Genomic DNA, 18,139 nt, shown 5'->3' with positions numbered 1-18,139 from the left:
CCGCCGCCTTCCCGCATCCGCCGTCACCGCTGGCCGGGCGCCGGCGGCACCCGCGGAGGGACGATGGTAACTCCCCTGGCGGGCGGCCCGGTTCACCGCTCAGTCGGAGACGACCGCGATCTTGTGCAGGTAGTCGCCGGTGACGGCGCGGCCCAGCAGGAAGTCGGCGACGTCGGCCCGGGAGACGGTCGGTGTCCCGTGCAGGTCGAGCTTCTCGCCGTGCCGGTAGCGGCGGGTGTGGGCGCCGTTGGTGAGCATCACCGGGTAGACCAGCGTCCAGTCCAGGCCGCTGTCGCGCAGCACCCGCTCGCCCGCGGCCTTGTCGGCGTAGACCCGGCCGAGCAGCAGCCGGTAGCCGAGCCGCGGCACCGGCGGGACCTCCGCCAGGGTGTCGCCGACGCCGAGGCCGGACAGCCACACGACCCGGGAGACCTCGGCGGCGCGCATCGCCGCCACGATCCGCGGCGCCGCTTCGGCCATGACGGTGGGCGCCCGCAGGCCCTGCCAGGTGCGTGCGGTGCCCAGGGCCACGATCACGGCGTCGGTGCCGGTGACCGCGGCGGTCACCGCCTCCTGGTCGGACGTCACCTGCCCGACGGCGATCGTCAGCCCGGCGCGCGCGGGCGGCGCCTTGGCCGGGTCCCGCACGAAGGCGGTCACCTCGTGCCCGGCGGCCAGCGCCTGGGCGACCACCTGGCGCCCGGTCGCGCCGCTGCTGCCGAAGACCGCGATCCGCACGGCGTCCTCCCGCTGCTGTCGTGTCCGGTGCCGCTGCATGTCCGGCGGGGTACGCGGGCGGCGGCACGCCGGGCCGCGGCCCCGCTCGTACCGTACCCGGGCACGGCGCGGGCGGGGCGGGGTGTCAGGCGCCGACCGGGTCGGCGAGGTGTTCGACGGCGCTGACCAGCCGGGCGAGCTGCGGGTCCTGGGCGGCCTGGTCGAGGGCCTCGCGCAGCGCCGCGTTGTTGGTCGGACGGGCGGCGGCGAGCAGGTCGGCCCCGGCCGGGGTGACGTCGGTGTAGATGCCGCGCCGGTCGGTCGGGCACAGGTAGCGCGACAGCAGCCCGCGCTCCTCCAGCCGGGTGACCAGCCGGGTCGTCGCGGACTGGCTGAGCACCACCGCGTCGGCGACCTGCTTCATCTGCAGATGGCCGCCGTCGCCGTCGTGCTGCCGGCTGAGCACGTCCAGCAGCGAGAACTCCCGGACGCTCAGGTCGTGGTCGGTCTGCAGCGCGCGCTCGATGTGCGCCTCGATCCGGCCGTGCAGCAGGGACAGCGCGCACCACCCGCCGGCGAGTGCGGTCATGGCCGGATCCGTGGCGGTCATCGCTCCTCCTGGCCCGGTGCGGGCGGTCCGGCGCCCGGCTCCGCTGCCGTGCGCACTCGCCCTACTCTAACGCGCTTGCAATTAATCCGCGTCTGCAATTATTGTCAACGCTCGTTACGTGCCCTCGCGGGCAACGTGCCGCCGTGCCGTGCGGCGGGATTATCGGAAGGGTTGCGCCTCATGCCTCTCGCGCTGCTGGCCCTGGCCATCGGGGCCTTCGGGATCGGCACCACCGAGTTCGTCCCCATCGGGCTGCTGCCGCAGATCTCCGACGCCTTCGGCGTCTCGGTCCCGACGGCGGGCCTGGCCGTCACCGGCTACGCGCTCGGCGTGGTCGCCGGGGCGCCGCTGATGACGGCGCTGGGCACCCGGATCACCCGCAAGCGGATGCTGATGCTGCTCATGGGGCTGTTCACGGTCGGCAACCTTGTCTCGGCCGGTGCCCCGGACTTCGCGGTGCTGCTGGCCGGGCGGGTGGTCACCTCGCTCGCGCACGGCGCCTTCTTCGGTATCGGCTCGGTCGTCGCCGCCGAACTGGTCGCGCCCGCGAAACGAGCCGGTGCCATCGCGACGATGTTCACCGGCCTGACCGTCGCCAACGTCGTCGGCGTGCCGCTGGGCACCCTCGTCGGCCAGGGCGCGGGCTGGCGCGTCACCTTCCTGGTGGTCGCCGTCCTCGGGGTCGCGGGCCTGTTCGGCGTCGCCCGGCTCGTCCCCGACCTGCCGCGCCCGGAAGGCGTGAGCCTGCGGCACGAGCTCGCCGTCTTCCGCAACGTGCAGGTGCTGCTCGCGCTCGGCACGACCGTCTTCGGCTTCGGCGGGGTCTTCGCCGCCATCACCTACCTGGCGCCGATGATGACCGACGTCGCCGGTTTCTCCGACGGCGGTGTCACCTGGCTGCTGGTGCTGCTCGGCCTCGGCATGGTCGTCGGCAACCTGGCCGGCGGGCGGCTCGCCGACCGGCGGCTGATGCCCGCCCTGCTCACCGCGCTCGTCGGACTGGCCGCCGTGCTCGCCGCCTTCACGGTGACCGCGCACCACCAGGCCGCCGCGGCCGCCACCGTCTTCGCCGTCGGCGCGCTCGGCTTCGCCACCACCCCGCCGCTGCAGAAGCGGGTGCTCGACCAGGCCGCCGGTGCGCCGACGCTCGCCTCCGCCGCCAACATCGGCGCCTTCAACCTCGGCAACGCGCTCGCCGCCTGGCTCGGCGGCCTGGTCATCTCGGCCGGCCACGGCTACACCGCCGCCAACTGGGTCGGTGTGGGCCTGGCGGGCGGCGCGGTGCTGCTGGCCGTGACGTCGCTCGTGCTGGAGCGCGGCGCCCGCCGCCCGGGACGGGTGGTCGCGCGTTCCGCGGCCGGGTCCGCCCCCGCGGACCCGGCCGCGGCGGGGGCCGCGCTCAGCCCGCGGGAGTCGCGCCCACGCTGACGTAGGTGACGTCCACGGTGGCGGGCTGCGCCGTCGCGCTCGTCGGCACCGGCACGAAGCCGACCGTGCCGGTGCCGGAGCAGGGCAGGTTAAGGCTCTGCGGGATCGGCACGTTCAGGCCGTACGCCTTGATCTCGGTGGCCGGCGCCGCCGAGGTCGGGTTGCCGAAGGCGACCAGGACGCGGTCGGCCGACTCTCCCGTGTACCCGACCCGGGCCGCGACCGGCGTGGCCCCGGACACCAGTTGGACCGACACCGTCTGGCCGGCCAACGGGTGGCCGGTCGAGGTGCCGCTCACCGGGCCGAAGCAGCCGACCTGGATCACCGCGCCGATCGTGACGCCGTTGACCTGACCGACGAAGGTCTGGTGCGGCTGGATCGGCAGCGGGTCCACCTGGGCCGCGGACGCGGCCGGCATCCCGAGACCGGCGCCCAGCAGGGCGACGGCCGTGACGGTGCCGAACCTGCGTAACCGCTGGTGCGTGCTGCGCATGTCTACCTCCGGAAGTGGGGGACCCCGGGGCCGGCCGCGGCCCCGGGGGACAACGAGGGCGAACCGTGCGAGAGCACCTGCATCGTAGTGGCCTCCGCCCCGGACGGACCCCGCCCGGAAGCCACCCGTCCGCGCGCTCCGGGGTCCGGCGCGGACCGGCCCACCGCGCCCTCCGACCGGGGCCGCTCGGCTGGCGGGGGCCGGGAGCCCGGGGTAGGACAGGAGGAGGTGCGAAGCCGCCGGCGGCGGGAAGGCGAACGACCGGACCGTACGCAGCCCCAGAAGGGACGGACATCGTGGCACGACCCAGGATCCTCGTGGTGGGAGCCGGCTTCGCCGGAGTGGGCTGCGTCCGCAGGCTGGAGCGCAACCTCGGCCGGGACGAGGCGGACATCGCCCTCGTGACGCCGTTCTCCTACCAGCTCTACCTGCCCCTGCTGCCGCAGGTCGCCTCCGGCATCCTCGCCCCGCAGTCGATCGCCGTGTCGCTGCGCCGCAGCCGCCGCTACCGCACCCGTATCGTCCCCGGCGGCGCGGTCGGTGTGGACACCAAGGCCAAGGTCTGCGTGGTCCGGACGATAACCGACGAGATGTTCAACGAGCCCTACGACTACATCGTCCTCGCCCCCGGCAGCATCACCCGCACCTTCGACATCCCCGGCCTGGTGGAGAACGCCCGCGGGATGAAGACCCTCGCCGAGGCCGCGTACGTGCGTGACCACGTCATCGCGCAACTGGACCTCGCCGACGCCTCCCACGACCCGCTGGAGCGCGAGTCGCGGCTGCAGTTCGTGGTCGTCGGCGGCGGCTACGCGGGCACCGAGACCGCGGCCTGCCTGCAACGGCTGACGACCGCCGCACTGCACCGCTACCCGCGGCTGGACCCGAAGCTCATCAAGTGGCACCTGATCGACATCGCCCCCAAGCTCATGCCCGAGCTGGGCGACAAGCTCGGCAGCAGCGCCCAGCAGATCCTGCGCGACCGGGGCATCGAGATCTCGCTCGGCACCTCGATCGCCAAGGCCTCGCCGACCGAGGTGACCTTCACCGACGGCCGGGTGCTGCCCTGCCGCACCCTCATCTGGACCGCGGGCGTCGTGGCGAGCCCGCTGGTCGGCACGCTGGACGCGGAGACCGCGCGCGGCCGGCTCGTCGTCACCCCCGAGATGGCCGTGCCCGGCCGGGAGGGCGTCTTCGCCCTCGGCGACGCCGCGGCCGTCCCCGACCTCACCAAGGACGACGAGGACGCGGTCTGCCCGCCCACCGCGCAGCACGCGATGCGGCAGGGCGTGCGCGCCGCCGACAACGTCATCGCGGCCCTGCGGCACCAGCCGCTCAAGCCCTACCGGCACAAGGACATGGGCCTGGTCGTCGACCTCGGCGGCCGCGACGCGGTGTCCAAGCCGCTGGGCGTCGAGCTGCGCGGGATGCCGGCGCAGGCCGTCGCCCGCGGCTACCACTGGTCGGCGCTGCGCACCAACGTCGCCAAGACCCGGGTGATGACGGACTGGCTGCTCAACGCGGCTGCCGGGGACGATTTCGTGCGCACCGGCTTCCAGTCGCGCAAGCCCGCCACCCTGCGGGACTTCGAGTACACCGACGCCTACCTGTCGGCCGAGGAGATGCGCGAGCAGATCGCCGGGACGCAGCCGCAGACCTGACGGCCGGCGCAGGCGCGTACGCGGGGCGCGGCAGGCGGTCCTCCCGCCCGGCCGCGCCCCGCGCACGCGCCCCGGAAGCTCAGAACCCCTCCGGGTCCTCCATCCGGTCCAGCACGGCCGCCGGGTCCTCGGCCAGCTGCTCCGCCTCATCCTCGGCCTCCTCGGCCCCCCTCTCCTCCTCGTCCTCCCACAGCGAGAACCACACCGTCTTGCCCTCCGACTCCGGGCGCACGCTCCACTGGCCGGACAGGATGTCCAGCAGCATCAGCCCACGCCCTGAGGAGGCCAGCTCCCCGGGGCTGCGCTGGTGCGGCAGCTCGTCGCCGTTGTCGGACACCTCCACCCGCAGCACCCGGCGGCCCGGTTCGCCGGTCAGCGACGCGGACAGCGACGCCGACTGGTCGGTGTGCATGAGCACGTTGCCGACCAGCTCCGACGTCAGCAGCACCGCGGTGTCCACCTGGTCCGGCTGCGCCCAGTCGTGCAGCAGCGCCTGCAGCTCCGCGCGGGCCTCGGACAGGCCCTGCGCCTGGTCCTGCTCGATGGTCAGCACGAGCTTGCGCTCGGGCACCGCCCGCTGGAGCACCCCGGCGTCGCGGCGCAGCAGCACCAGCGCGATGTCGTCCTCGTTGCGCGGCGCCAGGTCGTGCCGGGCGCCCGCGGCCGCGTGCTCGTCGTGACCCTCGGGACCGCGCTGCGCCGACTGTGCCAGCGGGTGGTGCACCGCGCGGATGAGGGTGTCCGCGATGCCCTCCAGATCCTCGGCGGGCCCCGGCGAGAAGGCGTCCCTGACCCGCACCCAGCCGCTGTACATGTCGTGCCCGCCGGTCTCGATCAGGCCGTCGGTGCACAGCATCAGGATCTCGTCGGGCCGCAGCTCCATGTCGGTGACGGGGAAGTCCTCGGTGCCGGGCATGAGGCCGAGCGGCAGCCCGCCGTTGACGTGCTTGAGCATGCAGGTGCCGTCCGCGAGCCGCAGCACCGGGTGCGGATGCCCGGCCCTGGCGATGTGCAGCACGCCCGACGCCGGTTCGGCCTCGATGTACAGGCAGGTCGCGAAGCGGTCGTCGTCCAGGGCGGCCAGGAAGCGCGAGGCGCGGGCCAGCACCGCGTCCGGGCCGTGCCCCTCGGCCGCGTAGGCGTGCACGGCGGTGCGCAGCTGCGCCATCAGCGCGGCGGCGTGCACGTCGTGGCCCTGGACGTCGCCGATGACGACGGCCAGGCGGCCGCCGGGCAGGTTGATCACGTCGTACCAGTCGCCGCCGACCACCAGTCCGCCGCCGGTCGGGATGTAACGGGTGGCGACGGACAGGCCGGGGACCGCGGGCGGGGTCGCGCCCATACTGCGCCGCAGCCCGCGCGACAGGGCCAGCTCCGCGGTGCCGGTCCGGGTGCGCTCCAGGGCCTGCGCGACCAGCCGCGAGGCCAGCACCAGGAGCGCCCGCTCGTCGTCGGTGAACTCCACCGGCTCGCGGAAGGCCATCAGGCACACCGCGCTGATGCTGCCCGACGTCACGAGCGGCAGGAAGGCCCAGGACTTCCGACCGTGCCGGGCGGCGATCGGCCAGGTGGCGGGAAAGCGCCTGCGGTACTCGGCGGCCGACCTGAGGTAGACCGGGCGGCCGGTGTCGATCACCTCGGTGGCCGGGAAGGGCGCCCCGGCCACCATCCGGAAGGTCTCCTCGCCCTCCCGGCGGCGGAATCCGTACTGGCCCAGCACCTTGAGGTACTTGTCGGTGAGCCCGAAGACGACCAGCCCGTCCAGTGTGAAGCCGGGCGAGAAGAGCCTGGTCACCGTCTTGAGGGCGGCCGACAGTGAATCGGCCTCGGCGAGGTCGTGGCCGGCCTCCAGCAGCACCGCGTCCCGCAGCCGGCCGTCGGCGGGCGTGCCACCGGCGGCGGGAGCGGAATCCGGACCGGGGTCCGGGGGAGGGGCGCCCGGGTGGTCCGTGAAGCGGTTCATGGCGTCGATCTGGCGCTGCTCGGCGGGGTCGGGTCCGCCGTCCCGGGGGTCCGCGGGCTCGCCGGAACCGGCCCGCCTGTCGGCGTCCGACGGCTCGCGCGGCGCCGGACGGCCCGCTCCGTTGCCCATCCCGGCGCCCTCTCGCCGCAGCGGTGGTCCTGTCCGTACCCATGCTGGGCGACGGCGGCGGTCGGCGCATGCGGAGCGCGCCCGCGCGGGGCGCGCGGACCGGCGGCCGGGGGCGATGTGCTTCCCGGCCGGGGGAGCTGGCATGCTCGGACACGTGGGTGAACGCATCATCGCCGCGTGTGACGGGGCATCGAAGGGCAATCCTGGACCTGCGGCCTGGGCCTGGGTCATCGCCGACGACCGGGGCGAGCCGGTCCGCTGGGAGGCCGGTCCGCTGGGCAGCACGACCAACAACGTCGCCGAGCTGACCGCGCTCGAACGGCTGCTGGAGGCGGTCGAACCGGACGTCGCGCTGGAGGTCCGGATGGACTCCCAGTACGCGATGAAGGCCGTCACGACCTGGCTGCCGGGCTGGAAGCGCAAGGGCTGGAAGACGGCCGCGGGCAAGCCCGTCGCCAACCAGGAGCTGGTGGTGCGCATCGACGCGCTGCTGTCCGGGCGGGAGGTGGACTTCCGCTACGTGCCCGCGCACCAGGTCGACGGCGACCGGCTCAACGACTTCGCCGACCGCGCCGCGAGCAACGCCGCCGTGGTCCAGGAACCGGCGGGCAGCGCCCTCGGCTCCCCGCCGCCCCCGCGCACGCCCGACACGGTGCGCAAGGCACCGCGCCCGGCGCGCTCCGGCGGGTCCGGCGGTTCGGGAGGTTCAGGCGGCGGCGCCGCGTCCGGCGGCTCCGGGGGCGGCGGCCCGGCCCGTACCCTCAAGGCCAAATACCCCGGCCGCTGCCGCTGCGGGCGGGGATACGCGGCCGGCGAGCTGATCGCCAAGAACGCCGACGGCTGGGGCCACCCCGACTGCCGCTGATCCGCTGACCCGCGGCCACCCGCCGCGTCCCGTCATCGCCACCGCCCCCGTCTCCGCGCACCCCGCGCGGCGGCGGGGGCTTTCGCATGCCCGCGCCCGCCCCCCCCGCCGCCGGGCCCGGCCCCGGCGCGGAAAAAGCCCGCGCCGGTTCGCGCGCAGGGCATTGACGCCCGCACCCGGCGGCCCTACGGTCATCCGCGTCGTACTTCGTACGTCATATATGAGACCTGATACGTGAGATCTGAGAGCCCCATGACCTTCGCTCCCACGCCGATCCCGTCCCGGACGCAGTTCGTCCTCGAAGCGATCAAGCACCGCATCCTCACCGGGCAGCTCAGCCCGGGGCAGGCCCTGGTCGAGGCGGACCTGGCGGCGCAGTTCGGGGTGTCCAAGACCCCGGTGCGCGAGGCGCTCAAGACGCTCGCCGGGACGGGCCTGGTGGTCATGAGCCAGTACAAGGGCGTCACCGTGCGGACCGTGGACGCCGACATGGCCCGCGAGGTCTACGACGTGCGCCTGCTGCTGGAACCTGAGGCGCTGCGCCGCACCATCGCCCGCCGGGCCTCGCTCGCCGCCGCGCAGGAGGCGCTGGAGCGGGCGGCCCGCGCGGAGGACCGGGCCGACCGCAGCCTCGCCAACCGCGACTTCCACCGCGCCCTCTACCTGCCGTGCGGCAATCCGCTGCTGGCCCGGATGCTCGACGAGCTGCGCGACCAGGCCGCGCTGGTGTCCACCGTCGCCTGGGCCGCCGACCCGTCGTGGGAGCGGGAGGCGAGCGAGCACGAGGAGATCCTGGCGCTGGCCCTGGCCGGTGACGCGGACGAGGCGACGCGGCTGCTGCACACGCACATCGCGGTCTTCTTCCGCCGTGCGTTCCCCGACGACGAGGAAGGTGTCTGATGGACCGTTCCGCGCTCACGGCCGCGCTCGCCGGTGTGGTGGCGATCCCGGTGATCCCCTTCGGCACCGACGGTGGCATCGACCGGGACGCCTACCGGGTGCTGCTGCGCAGGCTGCTGGACGGCGGCATCCGCGCCGTCACGCCGAACGGCAACACCGGCGAGTTCTACGCCCTGACCCCGCGGGAACGGCAGGCGGTCGTCCTCGACACGCTCACCGAGACCGCGGACCGGCCCGCCGTCACCGTGATCGTCGGCGTCGGCCACGACCTGCCGACCGCGATCGGCGCCGCCGAGCACGCCCGGGACTGCGGGGCCGCGATGGTGATGGTGCACCAGCCCGTGCACCCGTACGTCTCGCAGGACGGCTGGGTCGCCTACCACCGCGCGGTCGCCGAGGCGGTGCCGGAACTGGGCGTCGTGCCGTACATCCGCAACCCGCTGCTGGACGGCGAGTGGATGGCCGAGCTGGGCGGGCACTGCCCCAACGTGATCGGGGTGAAGTACGCGGTGCCGGACGCCGCCCGCTTCGCCGCCTTCGCGCGGGACGCCGGGCTGGAGCGCTACGTGTGGCTCGCGGGCCTGGCCGAGCTGTATGCGCCCGCGTACTTCGCGGCCGGGGCGACCGGCTTCACGTCGGGCCTGGCCAACGTGGCGCCGTGGATCTCGCTGGAGATGCTGGCCGCGCTGCGCGCCGGCGACTACCCGGCCGCGATGAAGGTGTGGGAGCAGATCCGCGCCTTCGAGGACCTGCGCGCCGCCCGGCAGTCCGCGGACAACGTCACGGTGGTCAAGGAGGCGCTCGCCGCGCTCGGCCTGTGCCGCCGCGAGGTCCGCCCGCCCAGCAGCGCGCTGCCCGAGGAGCGGCGCGCCGAGGTCGCCGCCGCGGTGGAGGGCTGGGGACTGTGACCGCCACCGGGAGCGACCGGCCGCCGCTGCGCAGCAGCGCGTGGTACGACGGCGAGGGCCTGCGCGCCTTCAGCCACCGGGCCAGGACCCGGCAGCTCGGCTACCTGCCCGAGGAGCACCTGGGCAAGCCGGTGATCGCCGTGCTGAACACCTGGTCGGACATCAACCCCTGCCACAGCCATCTGCGCGAGCGGGCCCAGGCCGTCAAGCGCGGGGTGTGGCAGGCGGGCGGCTTCCCGCTGGAATTCCCCGTCGCCACCCTGTCCGAGACGTTCCAGAAGCCGACCCCGATGCTCTACCGCAACCTGCTCGCGATGGAGACCGAGGAGCTGCTGCGCTCCTACCCGGTGGACGGCGCGGTGCTGCTCGGCGGCTGCGACAAGACCACGCCCGCGCTGCTGATGGGCGCGGCCAGCGCCGACCTGCCCGCCCTCTTCGTCCCGGCCGGGCCGATGCTGCCCGGCCACTGGCGCAACGTGGTGCTCGGCTCGGGCACCGACATGTGGAAGTACTGGGACGACAAGCGCGCGGGCCTGATCGGCGACTGCGAGATGGCCGAACTGGAGAGCGGGCTCGCCCGTTCGCCCGGCCACTGCATGACGATGGGCACCGCCTCCACGCTGACCGCCGCCGCCGAGGCGCTCGGCATGACGATGCCCGGCGCGTCCTCGATCCCCGCGGTCGACTCCGCGCACGAGCGGATGGCCGCGGCGAGCGGTGCCCGCGCCGTCGAGCTGGTCCGCCGGGACCTGCGCCCCTCGGCGATCCTGACCCGCGAGGCGTACGAGGACGCCGTCACCACGGTGCTGGCCCTCGGCGGCTCCACCAACGCGGTGATCCACCTCGTGGCGATGGCCGGGCGCTCCCGGGTGCCGCTCACCCTGGACGACTTCGACCGGCTCGCCCGCGACGTGCCCGTGCTCGCCGACGTCCGCCCCGGCGGCCGGTACCTGATGGAGGACTTCCACTTCGCCGGCGGACTTCCCGGCCTGCTGTCCCGGATCGCCGGGCTGCTGCACCTGGACCGTCCCACCGTCGCCCACGACAGCCTGCGCGCGCAGCTGGCCGGCGCGCTGGTGCACGACGACGACGTGATCCGCGACCGCGCGCACGCGCTCGCTGCCGAGGGCGGCATCGCGGTGCTGCGCGGCAACCTCTGCCCGGACGGCGCGGTCATCAAGCACATCGCCGCGGAGCAGCGCCTGCTCACCCACACCGGCCCGGCCGTCGTCTTCGACGACTACCGCACCCTTCAGGCGACCGTGAACGACCCCGGGCTCGGCATCACCGCCGACAGCGTGCTGGTGCTGCGCAACTCCGGTCCGCTCGGCGGGCCCGGCATGCCGGAGTACGGCATGCTCCCGATCCCCGACCACCTGCTCAAGCAGGGCGTCCGCGACATGGTCAGGATCTCCGACGCCCGTATGAGCGGCACCAGTTACGGCGCCTGCGTGCTGCACGTCGCTCCCGAGTCCTACGTCGGCGGCCCGCTCGCGCTGGTGCGCACCGGCGACCCGATCACCCTCGACGTGCCGGGCCGCACCCTGCACCTGGGCGTCGACGACGCCGAACTCGACCGCCGCCGCGCCGAGCTGAAGCCGCCGCAGGCCCGTTACGGGCGCGGCTACGGCGCCCTCTACCAGGACCAGATCACCCAGGCCGACACGGGCTGCGACTTCCGCTTCCTCGCCGCGCCCGGCGACGTCCCGGAACCCCACGTGTCCTAGCGAAGGAGCCCTGAGGTCATGGCCATCGCCGTGGCGGAGAACCCGCCCGGAAACCGTGTGAAGGACCGCGGCCGGCGCACCCGGCGCCTGCCCTACCTGCTGATAGCCCCGGCCGCCGTGCTGATGCTGGGCTTCATCGCCTACCCGATGGGCAGCGTCCTCTACTACAGCCTGCAGGACTACAACGTCACCAAGCCCTGGCGGAACGGCTACGCGGGCCTGGGCAACTTCCACCGCATCCTCACCGACGACCCGCAGTTCTGGCAGAGCCTCGGCTTCAGCCTGCGCTGGGTCGTGGTGCAGATCGGCCTCCAGCTCGTCATCGGGCTCGTGCTCGCGCTGCTGGTCAACCAGACCTTCGCCGGCCGCGGCCTGTCGCGCGCCCTGGTCTTCTCGCCCTGGGCGGTGTCCGGGGTGCTGACCACCACCATCTGGATGCTGCTCTACAACCCCTCGACGGGCATGAGCCGCTACCTCGCGGACGCCGGGATCGGCTCCTACGGCCACTCGGTGCTGTCCGACCCGCACACCGTCTTCTGGGCGGCGGTGCTCGCCGAACTGTGGCGCGGGGTGCCCTTCTTCGCGATCCTGCTGCTCGCCGACCTCCAGTCGATCCCGCAGGACCTCTACGAGGCCGCGTCCGTCGACGGCGCCAACAGGATGCGGCAGTTCTTCCACATCACGCTGCCGCACCTGAAGGACGCGATCGTGCTGTCCACGCTGCTGCGCGCGGTGTGGGAGTTCAACAACGTCGACCTGCTCTACACCCTGACCGGCGGCGGCCCCGCGGGGCAGACCACCACGCTGCCGCTGTACGTCGCCAACACCGGCCTGGACGGGCACGACTTCGGCTACGCCTCGGCGCTGACCACCGTCGCCTTCGTCATCCTGCTCTTCTTCTCCCTCGTCTACCTGCGCCTGAGCAAGTTCGGAGGCGAACGCGCATGACCACGGCACTCGCCGAGGGCGTGTCCCTGCCGCCCGCCGCACTCCCGCACCCGGCCAAGGGCGGGCGCCGTCGGCGCGGACCCGCCGACGGGCCCCCGCGCTGGCAGATCTACCTGCCGCTGGGCCTGTACCTGCTGTTCACGCTCGTGCCGTTCTACTGGATGCTGCTCTTCGCGCTGCGCCCCGACGGCTCCACCTCGCTGGTGCCCTGGCCGGTCACCGGCGCGCACTTCGACAAGGTCTGGAACGACCGCTCCTTCGGCACCTTCTTCGTCAACAGCATGCTCGTCGGCGTCGGCACCCTGGTGTTCACCACCGTGGTCGCGCTCAGCGGCGGCTACGCGCTGGCCCGCTTCCGCTTCAAGGGCCGCACCGCCTTCCTGATCGCCCTGCTGTGCTCGCAGTTCATCCCCGGCGCGCTCATGCTCGTACCGCTCTTCCAGATCTTCCGGCACCTCCAGCTGATCAACTCGCTGTGGAGCGTGGTCATCTCGGAGACGGTCTTCCAGCTGCCGCTGTCGGTGATCCTGCTCAGCGGCTTCATCAAGGGCATACCCGAGGCGCTGGAGGAGGCCGCGTGGGTCGACGGCTGCACCCGCATGCGGGCCTTCCGGGCGGTGGTGCTGCCGATGCTGCGCCCCGGGCTCGTCGCCGTCGGCTCCTTCGCCTTCGTGCACAGCTGGAACCACTTCCTCTTCGCGCTGATGTTCCTCAGCGAGCAGGACAAGCAGACGATCCCGGTCGGCCTCAACACCCTCATCGGCGCCGACAGCGTCGATCTGGGCGCGCTCGCCGCGGGCGGCGTCATCGCGGCCGTGCCCGTGGTGATCGTCTTCGCCTTCATCCAGAAGTGGCTGATCACCGGCTTCAGCGCCGGCGCGGTGAAGGGGTGAGCGGCATGGGCGCGACACGTGTCGTCCTGGCCGGCGGACGCGGCCACGGCCACTGGCACCTGGACAACCTGCGCCGCCTCAGCGCCCGCGGCCTGGTCAGGCTCGCCGGGGTCTGCGACGTCACCCCGCTGGAGCCCACGGCCCTGACCCGGCTCGGCAGGCCCGCGCAGGGCCCCGACCTCGGCGCCCTCATCGACGCCACCGGCGCGACCGCCGCGATCGTGTGCACCCCCATCCACACCCACACCGCGCTCGCGCTGACCGCCGCCGCACACGGCGCCGACGTGCTGCTGGAGAAGCCGCCCGCGCCCTCGCTCGGCGACTTCCGCCGCCTCACCCGGGGGCTGGCCGGGCGCGGCCGGGCCTGCCAGATCGGCTTCCAGTCGCTCGGCTCGCACGCCCTGCCCGCGGTGCGCGCACTGGTCGCGGACGGCGCGGTGGGCGAGCTGCGCGGCATCGGCGCGGCCGGCAACTGGGTGCGCGAGGAGCACTACTTCCGCCGCGCCGCCTGGTCCGGGCGGCGCCGGCTGGACGGCACCGACGTCGTCGACGGCGTGCTGACCAACCCGCTCGCGCACGCCGTCGCCACCGCGCTGCACCTGGACGGCAGCACCGCCGAGGAGGACGTGGCGCAGGTGCGCACCGAGCTGTACCGGGCGTACGACATCGAGTCCGACGACACCTCGTGCGTCGACATCCGCACCGCACGCGGCACCCGGATCGTGGTCGCCGCCACGCTGTGCGCGGCCCGCGCCGCCGAGCCGTACGTGGTGGTGCACGGCAGCAGGGGGCGGATCACGTTCTGGTACAAGCAGGACCGGGTGCTGCTCCAGCGCGCCGGGCACGGCCCCGACGAGCGCGCGTACGGCCGTACCGACCTGTTGGAGAACCTGCTCGCGCACCGCGCGGACGGCACCCCGCTGCTGGTGCCGCCTGCCGCGACCGGGGCCTTCATGCGGGTCGTGGAGGCCGTGCGGACCGCGCAGGACCCGGAGCCGGTCCCGCCGTCCCGTTGGCGTACCGCAGCGGGGGAGCGCTCCAACCGGCGGGTGGTGGACGGCGTCGACGAGCTGGTCGACGGCGCCGCCGAGAAGCTCGCGACCTTCGCCGAACTCGGCGCGCCCTGGGCCGCGCCGCTGCGCCCGGCGGCCCGCCGGTGACCGGCCCGCTGCCGCTGCGCTGCGGCTCCACGACGGTGGGGGCGTACGTCACCGCGCCGCGGCTCGCCGCCCGGCTGTCCCCGCGGCCCTACCTGCACCCGCTGACCACGCTGGGCGGCGCCCCCGTCACCGAGCTGATGCCCGCCGACCACCTGCACCACCTGGGCGTGGGTGTCGCGGTGCCGGACGTCGCCGGGCACAACTTCTGGGGTGGCCGCACCTTCGTCCGCGGCCAGGGGCCCACCGCGCTCGACAACCACGGAGAGCAGCGCCACCTGCGCTGGACGGCCGGGGGACCGGACGGTTTCACCGAGGAGCTGTCCTGGACCGCGGGCGGCCGCGAACTCTTCCACGAGGAACGCACGGTGACGGTCCGCCGACTGACCCCGCTGGCCTGGGAGCTGGGCTTCTCCTTCACCCTGGCCAACGTCACCGGCGCCCCGCTGCGCATCGGCAGCCCCGCCACCAACGGCCGCCCCGGGGCCGGATACGGCGGCTTCTTCTGGCGCGCCCCGCACACCGGCACACCCCCGCAGGTCTTCACGCCCGACGCCGCCGGTGAGGACGCCGTGCACGGCAGCACCGCCGACTGGCTGGCGCTCGCCGCCGAGCACTGGACCCTCGTGCTGCGCGGCACCGACCCCTGGTTCGTCCGCACCCGCGAATACCCCGGCGTCGGCTCCGCCCTGGCCTGGCGCAGCCCGCTGACCGTTCCCGCCGGCGGCAGCGTCGCCCGGCGGGTCGTCACCGCCGTCGCCGACGGCCGGCTCGGCCCCGACGAGGCCGCCGCGCTGGCCGCCCGCACCACCCGCTGACCGGCGCCCCCGGCACGGCAGCAGCACCACCACCGGACGTCCCGCCCCGGACGCCCGCCGCGACATCCGTCCCGACAACCGAAAGAGCCGCCATGCCACACCCGCAGCACAGACACCGCCGAGCCCGGCTGGCCGCCGGTACCGCCCTCGCCGCAGCGCTCGCCCTGACCGTCACCGCCTGCGGTGACGACGGCAGCGGCAGCTCCGGCGGGGAGGGCAGCGGCAAGGGGAAGATCGTCTTCTGGGACAACAACGGCGGTGTGCGCACCGACGTCTGGAAGCAGATCATCGCCGCGTTCGAGAAGCAGAACCCCGACATCCACGTCGAGTACGTCGGCATACCGATCGCCGACGTGCAGAAGAAGTACGACACCGCGATCGCCGGCGGCGGCCTGCCGGACGTCGGCGGCGTCGGCACCGCCTACCTCGCCAACATGGTCGCGCAGAACGCCCTGGAACCGCTGAGCGCCCGGATCGACGACAGCGGCCTGAAGGGCAAGCTGGTCACCGGGATGGTCTCCGGCGTCCAGGCGGCCGGCGGCCGGGGCAAGGAGATGTACGAGGTCCCGACGTCCGCCAACATGGGCACCCTGTGGTACCGCCCGGACCTCTTCACCGCCGCGGGCCTGCAGCCCCCCACCACCTGGTCGGCGTTCTACGCCGCCGCCGACAAGCTCACCGACGCCGGGAAGAACAAGTTCGGCTTCACGCTGCGCGGCGGCGCCGGATCCATCGCCCAGGCGCTGGAGATGATGTACGCCCAGTCCGGCATCGACAGCTTCTGGAACGGCGACAAGACCACCGTCGACGACCCGAAGAACGTCGCGGCGCTGGAGAAGTACGTCGGCCTGTACAAGAAGGACACCCCCGAGGCCGACCTCAACAACGACTTCGTCAACATGGTCGCCGAGTTCGACCACGGCACCGTCGGCATGCTGCAGCACAACCTCGGCTCGTACAACGACCATGTGAAGGCCTTCGGCAAGGACGGGATCGAGGGCGTCACGCTGCCGCCGTCGCAGGACGGCGGTGTGCGCACCATCGTCTCCAACCCGGTCGACGGGCTGGGGCTGTTCAAGAGCAGCACGAACAAGTCGGCGGCGTGGAAGTTCATCGAGTTCGCCGCCTCGGCGCAGATGAACAGCCTCTGGAACCGGTCGGCGGGCGCCATCCCGGCCAACACCGGTGCCGCGCACGACGCGTGGATCAACGACGCCAGGCCGACGAAGACGGCGATGGAGTCCCTCGACGACCCCGGGACCAAGATCGTCCAGTTCCCGTACTACCTGCCCGACTGGAACAACATCACGAAGGCCGACACCGAGCCGGACTTCCAGAAGGTGCTGCTCGGCAAGATGACCGCGAAGGACTTCGCCGAGGAGCTGGCGGGCAAGATCAACGACGCCCAGGCCGACTTCCTCGCGCACGACAAGAAGAAGTGAGCCCGCGGCGGGGCCGGTCCACGCGCCCCGGCCCCGCCCGCCCCCACCCCTCTCTGCACCGTCACGCCTTCTCCTTCACCCCCACCGGGAGCCGCACGTGCGCAAGAGCCATGTTCCGCTGATCGCCATGCTCGTCTCCGCCGCCCCCCTGATGCTGGCCGCCGCCCCGGCGCACCGCGCGCCCGGCGGGCACACCGCCAAGCCGCCGCACTACGCCCGCCAGACGCTGCCCGCCCACGACGGCTGGGCCTCCCAGGACGGCGGTACCACCGGCGGCGCGGCCGCCGACGCCGCGCACGTCTACACCGTCACCGACCGCGCGGAGCTGGCCGCCGCGCTGGACGGCGGCAGCGCCGTCCCGAAGATCATCCAGATATCCGGCACCGTCGACGGCAACGCCGACGCCGCGGGCGACCCGCTGTCCTGCGACGACTACGCCACCGACGGCTACAGCCTGGACGCCTACCTCGCCGCGTACGACCCGGCGGTCTGGGGACGGGACGAGGTGCCCTCCGGGCCGCTGGAGGACGCGCGCGCCGCGTCCGCGGCCAGGCAGGCCCTCCAGGTCGAGCTCAAGGTCGGACCCAACACCACCGTCGTCGGGATCGGGCACGACCCGACGCTGCTCGGCCTGGACCTCCAGGTCGCGGGCGTCGACAACGTCATCGTCCGCAACCTCACCTTCGAGGACGCCTTCGACTGCTTCCCGCAGTGGGACCCGACCGATACCGCCGACGGCAACTGGAACTCCGAGTACGACAACCTCGTGCTCACCGGCGCCACCCATGTGTGGGTCGACCACAACACCTTCACCGACGGCCGCCGCCCCGACGCCGCCCAGCCGTACTACTTCGGCCGCATCTACCAGCAGCACGACGGCGAGATGGACGTCGTCAAGGGCGCCGACCACGTCACCGCCTCCTGGAACGCCTTCCTCGACCACGACAAGACGCTGCTGTTCGGCAACAGCGACGGCGCCGCCGCGACGGACGCGGGCAAGCTGCGGGTGACCCTCCACCACAACCTCTTCCAGGACATCGGCGAGCGCGCCCCGCGGGTCCGCTTCGGGCAGGTCGACGCCTACAACAACCACTACGACGTCACGGACGGGGCCGGCTACGTCTACAGCCTCGGCGTGGGCGTGCAGTCGCAACTCGTCGCGCAGTACAACGCGTTCACCCTGCCCGCCGGGGTGACCGCGGACCGCACCATCGCGTACTGGAAGGGCACCGCGATGACGGAGGACCACAACTACGTCAACGGGCGCCCGGCCGACCTGCTCGGCGCGTTCGACGCGGCCAACCCCGCGACGCCGATCGCGCGGGGCGCGGGCTGGACACCGGTCGCGCGCACCCACGTCGACAACCCGCGGGCCGTCCCGCAGATCGTCGACCACGGCGCCGGAGCCGGCCGGCTCTGAACCCTCCGGGGCCTGCCGTCCGCCCCCTGCCCGGGGCGGACGGCAGGCGCCGCACGGCCG

The 18,139-nt window shown here is 73.7% G+C and carries 16 protein-coding genes; 12 read left to right on the top strand and 4 right to left on the bottom strand.

Annotation, left to right across the window (positions count from 1 at the left end):
- Positions 1-99: 99 nt before the first annotated feature.
- Both ACH4PY_RS20550 and ACH4PY_RS20545 read right to left on the bottom strand, forming a co-directional pair.
- On the bottom strand, positions 100-777 hold the full coding sequence (locus ACH4PY_RS20550; protein WP_398184438.1) for an NAD(P)-dependent oxidoreductase: 678 nt from the start codon (positions 775-777) through the stop codon (positions 100-102).
- An 85-nt stretch (positions 778-862) separates the two neighbouring features.
- Positions 863-1,327 (bottom strand): MarR family winged helix-turn-helix transcriptional regulator, encoded by a 465-nt coding sequence (locus tag ACH4PY_RS20545; protein WP_398184434.1) that lies wholly within the window; start codon positions 1,325-1,327, stop codon positions 863-865.
- A gap of 180 nt (positions 1,328-1,507) precedes the next feature.
- Here ACH4PY_RS20545 and ACH4PY_RS20540 point away from each other — a divergent pair, with 180 nt between their 5' ends.
- Positions 1,508-2,755 (top strand): MFS transporter, encoded by a 1,248-nt coding sequence (locus ACH4PY_RS20540; protein ID WP_398184431.1) that lies wholly within the window; start codon positions 1,508-1,510, stop codon positions 2,753-2,755.
- Here the strand turns inward: ACH4PY_RS20540 and ACH4PY_RS20535 are convergent.
- The gene (locus ACH4PY_RS20535) at positions 2,727-3,248 is read right to left on the bottom strand and encodes a hypothetical protein (protein WP_398184428.1); all 522 of its coding nucleotides are present in this window, start codon (positions 3,246-3,248) and stop codon (positions 2,727-2,729) included. The two genes, ACH4PY_RS20540 and ACH4PY_RS20535, sit on opposite strands and share 29 nt — an antisense overlap.
- A 296-nt stretch (positions 3,249-3,544) precedes the next feature.
- On the opposite strand from ACH4PY_RS20535, the gene ACH4PY_RS20530 reads away from it, so the two are divergent.
- A complete protein-coding gene (locus ACH4PY_RS20530; protein ID WP_398184425.1) occupies positions 3,545-4,909 on the top strand; it encodes an NAD(P)/FAD-dependent oxidoreductase in 1,365 nt (454 codons plus the stop codon).
- A 79-nt stretch (positions 4,910-4,988) separates the two neighbouring features.
- On the opposite strand, the gene ACH4PY_RS20525 is transcribed toward ACH4PY_RS20530, so the two are convergent.
- Positions 4,989-7,001 (bottom strand): SpoIIE family protein phosphatase, encoded by a 2,013-nt coding sequence (locus ACH4PY_RS20525; protein WP_398184422.1) that lies wholly within the window; start codon positions 6,999-7,001, stop codon positions 4,989-4,991.
- 142 nt (positions 7,002-7,143) lie between these two features.
- On the opposite strand from ACH4PY_RS20525, the gene ACH4PY_RS20520 reads away from it, so the two are divergent.
- The 10 genes from ACH4PY_RS20520 to ACH4PY_RS20475 all read left to right on the top strand — a co-directional run bounded on the left by ACH4PY_RS20520 (position 7,144) and on the right by ACH4PY_RS20475 (position 18,079).
- On the top strand, positions 7,144-7,866 hold the full coding sequence (locus ACH4PY_RS20520; RefSeq protein WP_398184419.1) for a ribonuclease H: 723 nt from the start codon (positions 7,144-7,146) through the stop codon (positions 7,864-7,866).
- A gap of 252 nt (positions 7,867-8,118) precedes the next feature.
- Positions 8,119-8,766: a GntR family transcriptional regulator gene (locus tag ACH4PY_RS20515; protein ID WP_398184416.1), complete on the top strand. Its 648-nt coding sequence runs from the start codon at positions 8,119-8,121 to the stop codon at positions 8,764-8,766.
- Positions 8,766-9,674, top strand: coding sequence for a dihydrodipicolinate synthase family protein (locus tag ACH4PY_RS20510; protein WP_398184413.1), 909 nt, complete (start codon positions 8,766-8,768; stop codon positions 9,672-9,674). The genes ACH4PY_RS20515 and ACH4PY_RS20510 overlap by 1 nt, the downstream gene beginning before the upstream one ends.
- Positions 9,671-11,401 carry an L-arabinonate dehydratase gene (gene araD, locus ACH4PY_RS20505; protein ID WP_398184409.1) on the top strand — a complete coding sequence of 577 codons (1,731 nt, stop codon included), beginning with the start codon at positions 9,671-9,673 and terminating at the stop codon, positions 11,399-11,401. Before ACH4PY_RS20510 ends, araD begins: the two co-directional genes overlap by 4 nt.
- Positions 11,402-11,419: 18 nt before the next feature.
- Complete coding sequence (locus tag ACH4PY_RS20500; RefSeq protein ID WP_398184406.1) at positions 11,420-12,349, top strand: carbohydrate ABC transporter permease; 930 nt, start codon at positions 11,420-11,422, stop codon at positions 12,347-12,349.
- Positions 12,346-13,242 (top strand): carbohydrate ABC transporter permease, encoded by an 897-nt coding sequence (locus ACH4PY_RS20495; protein WP_398184402.1) that lies wholly within the window; start codon positions 12,346-12,348, stop codon positions 13,240-13,242. The genes ACH4PY_RS20500 and ACH4PY_RS20495 overlap by 4 nt, the downstream gene beginning before the upstream one ends.
- 5 nt (positions 13,243-13,247) lie before the next feature.
- Entirely contained in the window at positions 13,248-14,402 is a 1,155-nt protein-coding gene (locus tag ACH4PY_RS20490; RefSeq protein ID WP_398184399.1) for a Gfo/Idh/MocA family protein, read from the top strand.
- Positions 14,399-15,217 (top strand): PmoA family protein, encoded by an 819-nt coding sequence (locus tag ACH4PY_RS20485; RefSeq protein WP_398184396.1) that lies wholly within the window; start codon positions 14,399-14,401, stop codon positions 15,215-15,217. The genes ACH4PY_RS20490 and ACH4PY_RS20485 overlap by 4 nt, the downstream gene beginning before the upstream one ends.
- Before the next feature lie 92 nt (positions 15,218-15,309).
- The gene (locus ACH4PY_RS20480) at positions 15,310-16,659 is read left to right on the top strand and encodes an ABC transporter substrate-binding protein (RefSeq protein WP_398184393.1); all 1,350 of its coding nucleotides are present in this window, start codon (positions 15,310-15,312) and stop codon (positions 16,657-16,659) included.
- A 127-nt stretch (positions 16,660-16,786) separates the two neighbouring features.
- Complete coding sequence (locus ACH4PY_RS20475) at positions 16,787-18,079, top strand: polysaccharide lyase family 1 protein (RefSeq protein WP_398184688.1); 1,293 nt, start codon at positions 16,787-16,789, stop codon at positions 18,077-18,079.
- Positions 18,080-18,139: the final 60 nt, after the last annotated feature.

Source organism: Streptomyces sp. NPDC021224 (assembly GCF_044332905.1).
Taxonomy (GTDB): domain Bacteria; phylum Actinomycetota; class Actinomycetes; order Streptomycetales; family Streptomycetaceae; genus Actinacidiphila.
This window is presented reverse-complemented; position numbering and strand designations above follow the sequence as displayed.

Bases quoted from the DNA above. Each gene is read 5' to 3' on its own strand.
- ACH4PY_RS20550 (WP_398184438.1), bottom strand. From the start codon at position 777: ATGCAGCGGCACCGGACACGACAGCAGCGGGAGGACGCCGTGCGGATC.
- ACH4PY_RS20545 (WP_398184434.1), bottom strand. From the start codon at position 1,327: ATGACCGCCACGGATCCGGCCATGACCGCACTCGCCGGCGGGTGGTGC.
- ACH4PY_RS20540 (WP_398184431.1), top strand. From the start codon at position 1,508: ATGCCTCTCGCGCTGCTGGCCCTGGCCATCGGGGCCTTCGGGATCGGC.
- ACH4PY_RS20535 (WP_398184428.1), bottom strand. From the start codon at position 3,248: ATGCGCAGCACGCACCAGCGGTTACGCAGGTTCGGCACCGTCACGGCC.
- ACH4PY_RS20525 (WP_398184422.1), bottom strand. From the start codon at position 7,001: ATGGGCAACGGAGCGGGCCGTCCGGCGCCGCGCGAGCCGTCGGACGCC.
- ACH4PY_RS20520 (WP_398184419.1), top strand. From the start codon at position 7,144: ATGCTCGGACACGTGGGTGAACGCATCATCGCCGCGTGTGACGGGGCA.
- ACH4PY_RS20515 (WP_398184416.1), top strand. From the start codon at position 8,119: ATGACCTTCGCTCCCACGCCGATCCCGTCCCGGACGCAGTTCGTCCTC.
- ACH4PY_RS20510 (WP_398184413.1), top strand. From the start codon at position 8,766: ATGGACCGTTCCGCGCTCACGGCCGCGCTCGCCGGTGTGGTGGCGATC.
- ACH4PY_RS20500 (WP_398184406.1), top strand. From the start codon at position 11,420: ATGGCCATCGCCGTGGCGGAGAACCCGCCCGGAAACCGTGTGAAGGAC.
- ACH4PY_RS20495 (WP_398184402.1), top strand. From the start codon at position 12,346: ATGACCACGGCACTCGCCGAGGGCGTGTCCCTGCCGCCCGCCGCACTC.
- ACH4PY_RS20490 (WP_398184399.1), top strand. From the start codon at position 13,248: ATGGGCGCGACACGTGTCGTCCTGGCCGGCGGACGCGGCCACGGCCAC.
- ACH4PY_RS20480 (WP_398184393.1), top strand. From the start codon at position 15,310: ATGCCACACCCGCAGCACAGACACCGCCGAGCCCGGCTGGCCGCCGGT.
- ACH4PY_RS20475 (WP_398184688.1), top strand. From the start codon at position 16,787: ATGCTCGTCTCCGCCGCCCCCCTGATGCTGGCCGCCGCCCCGGCGCAC.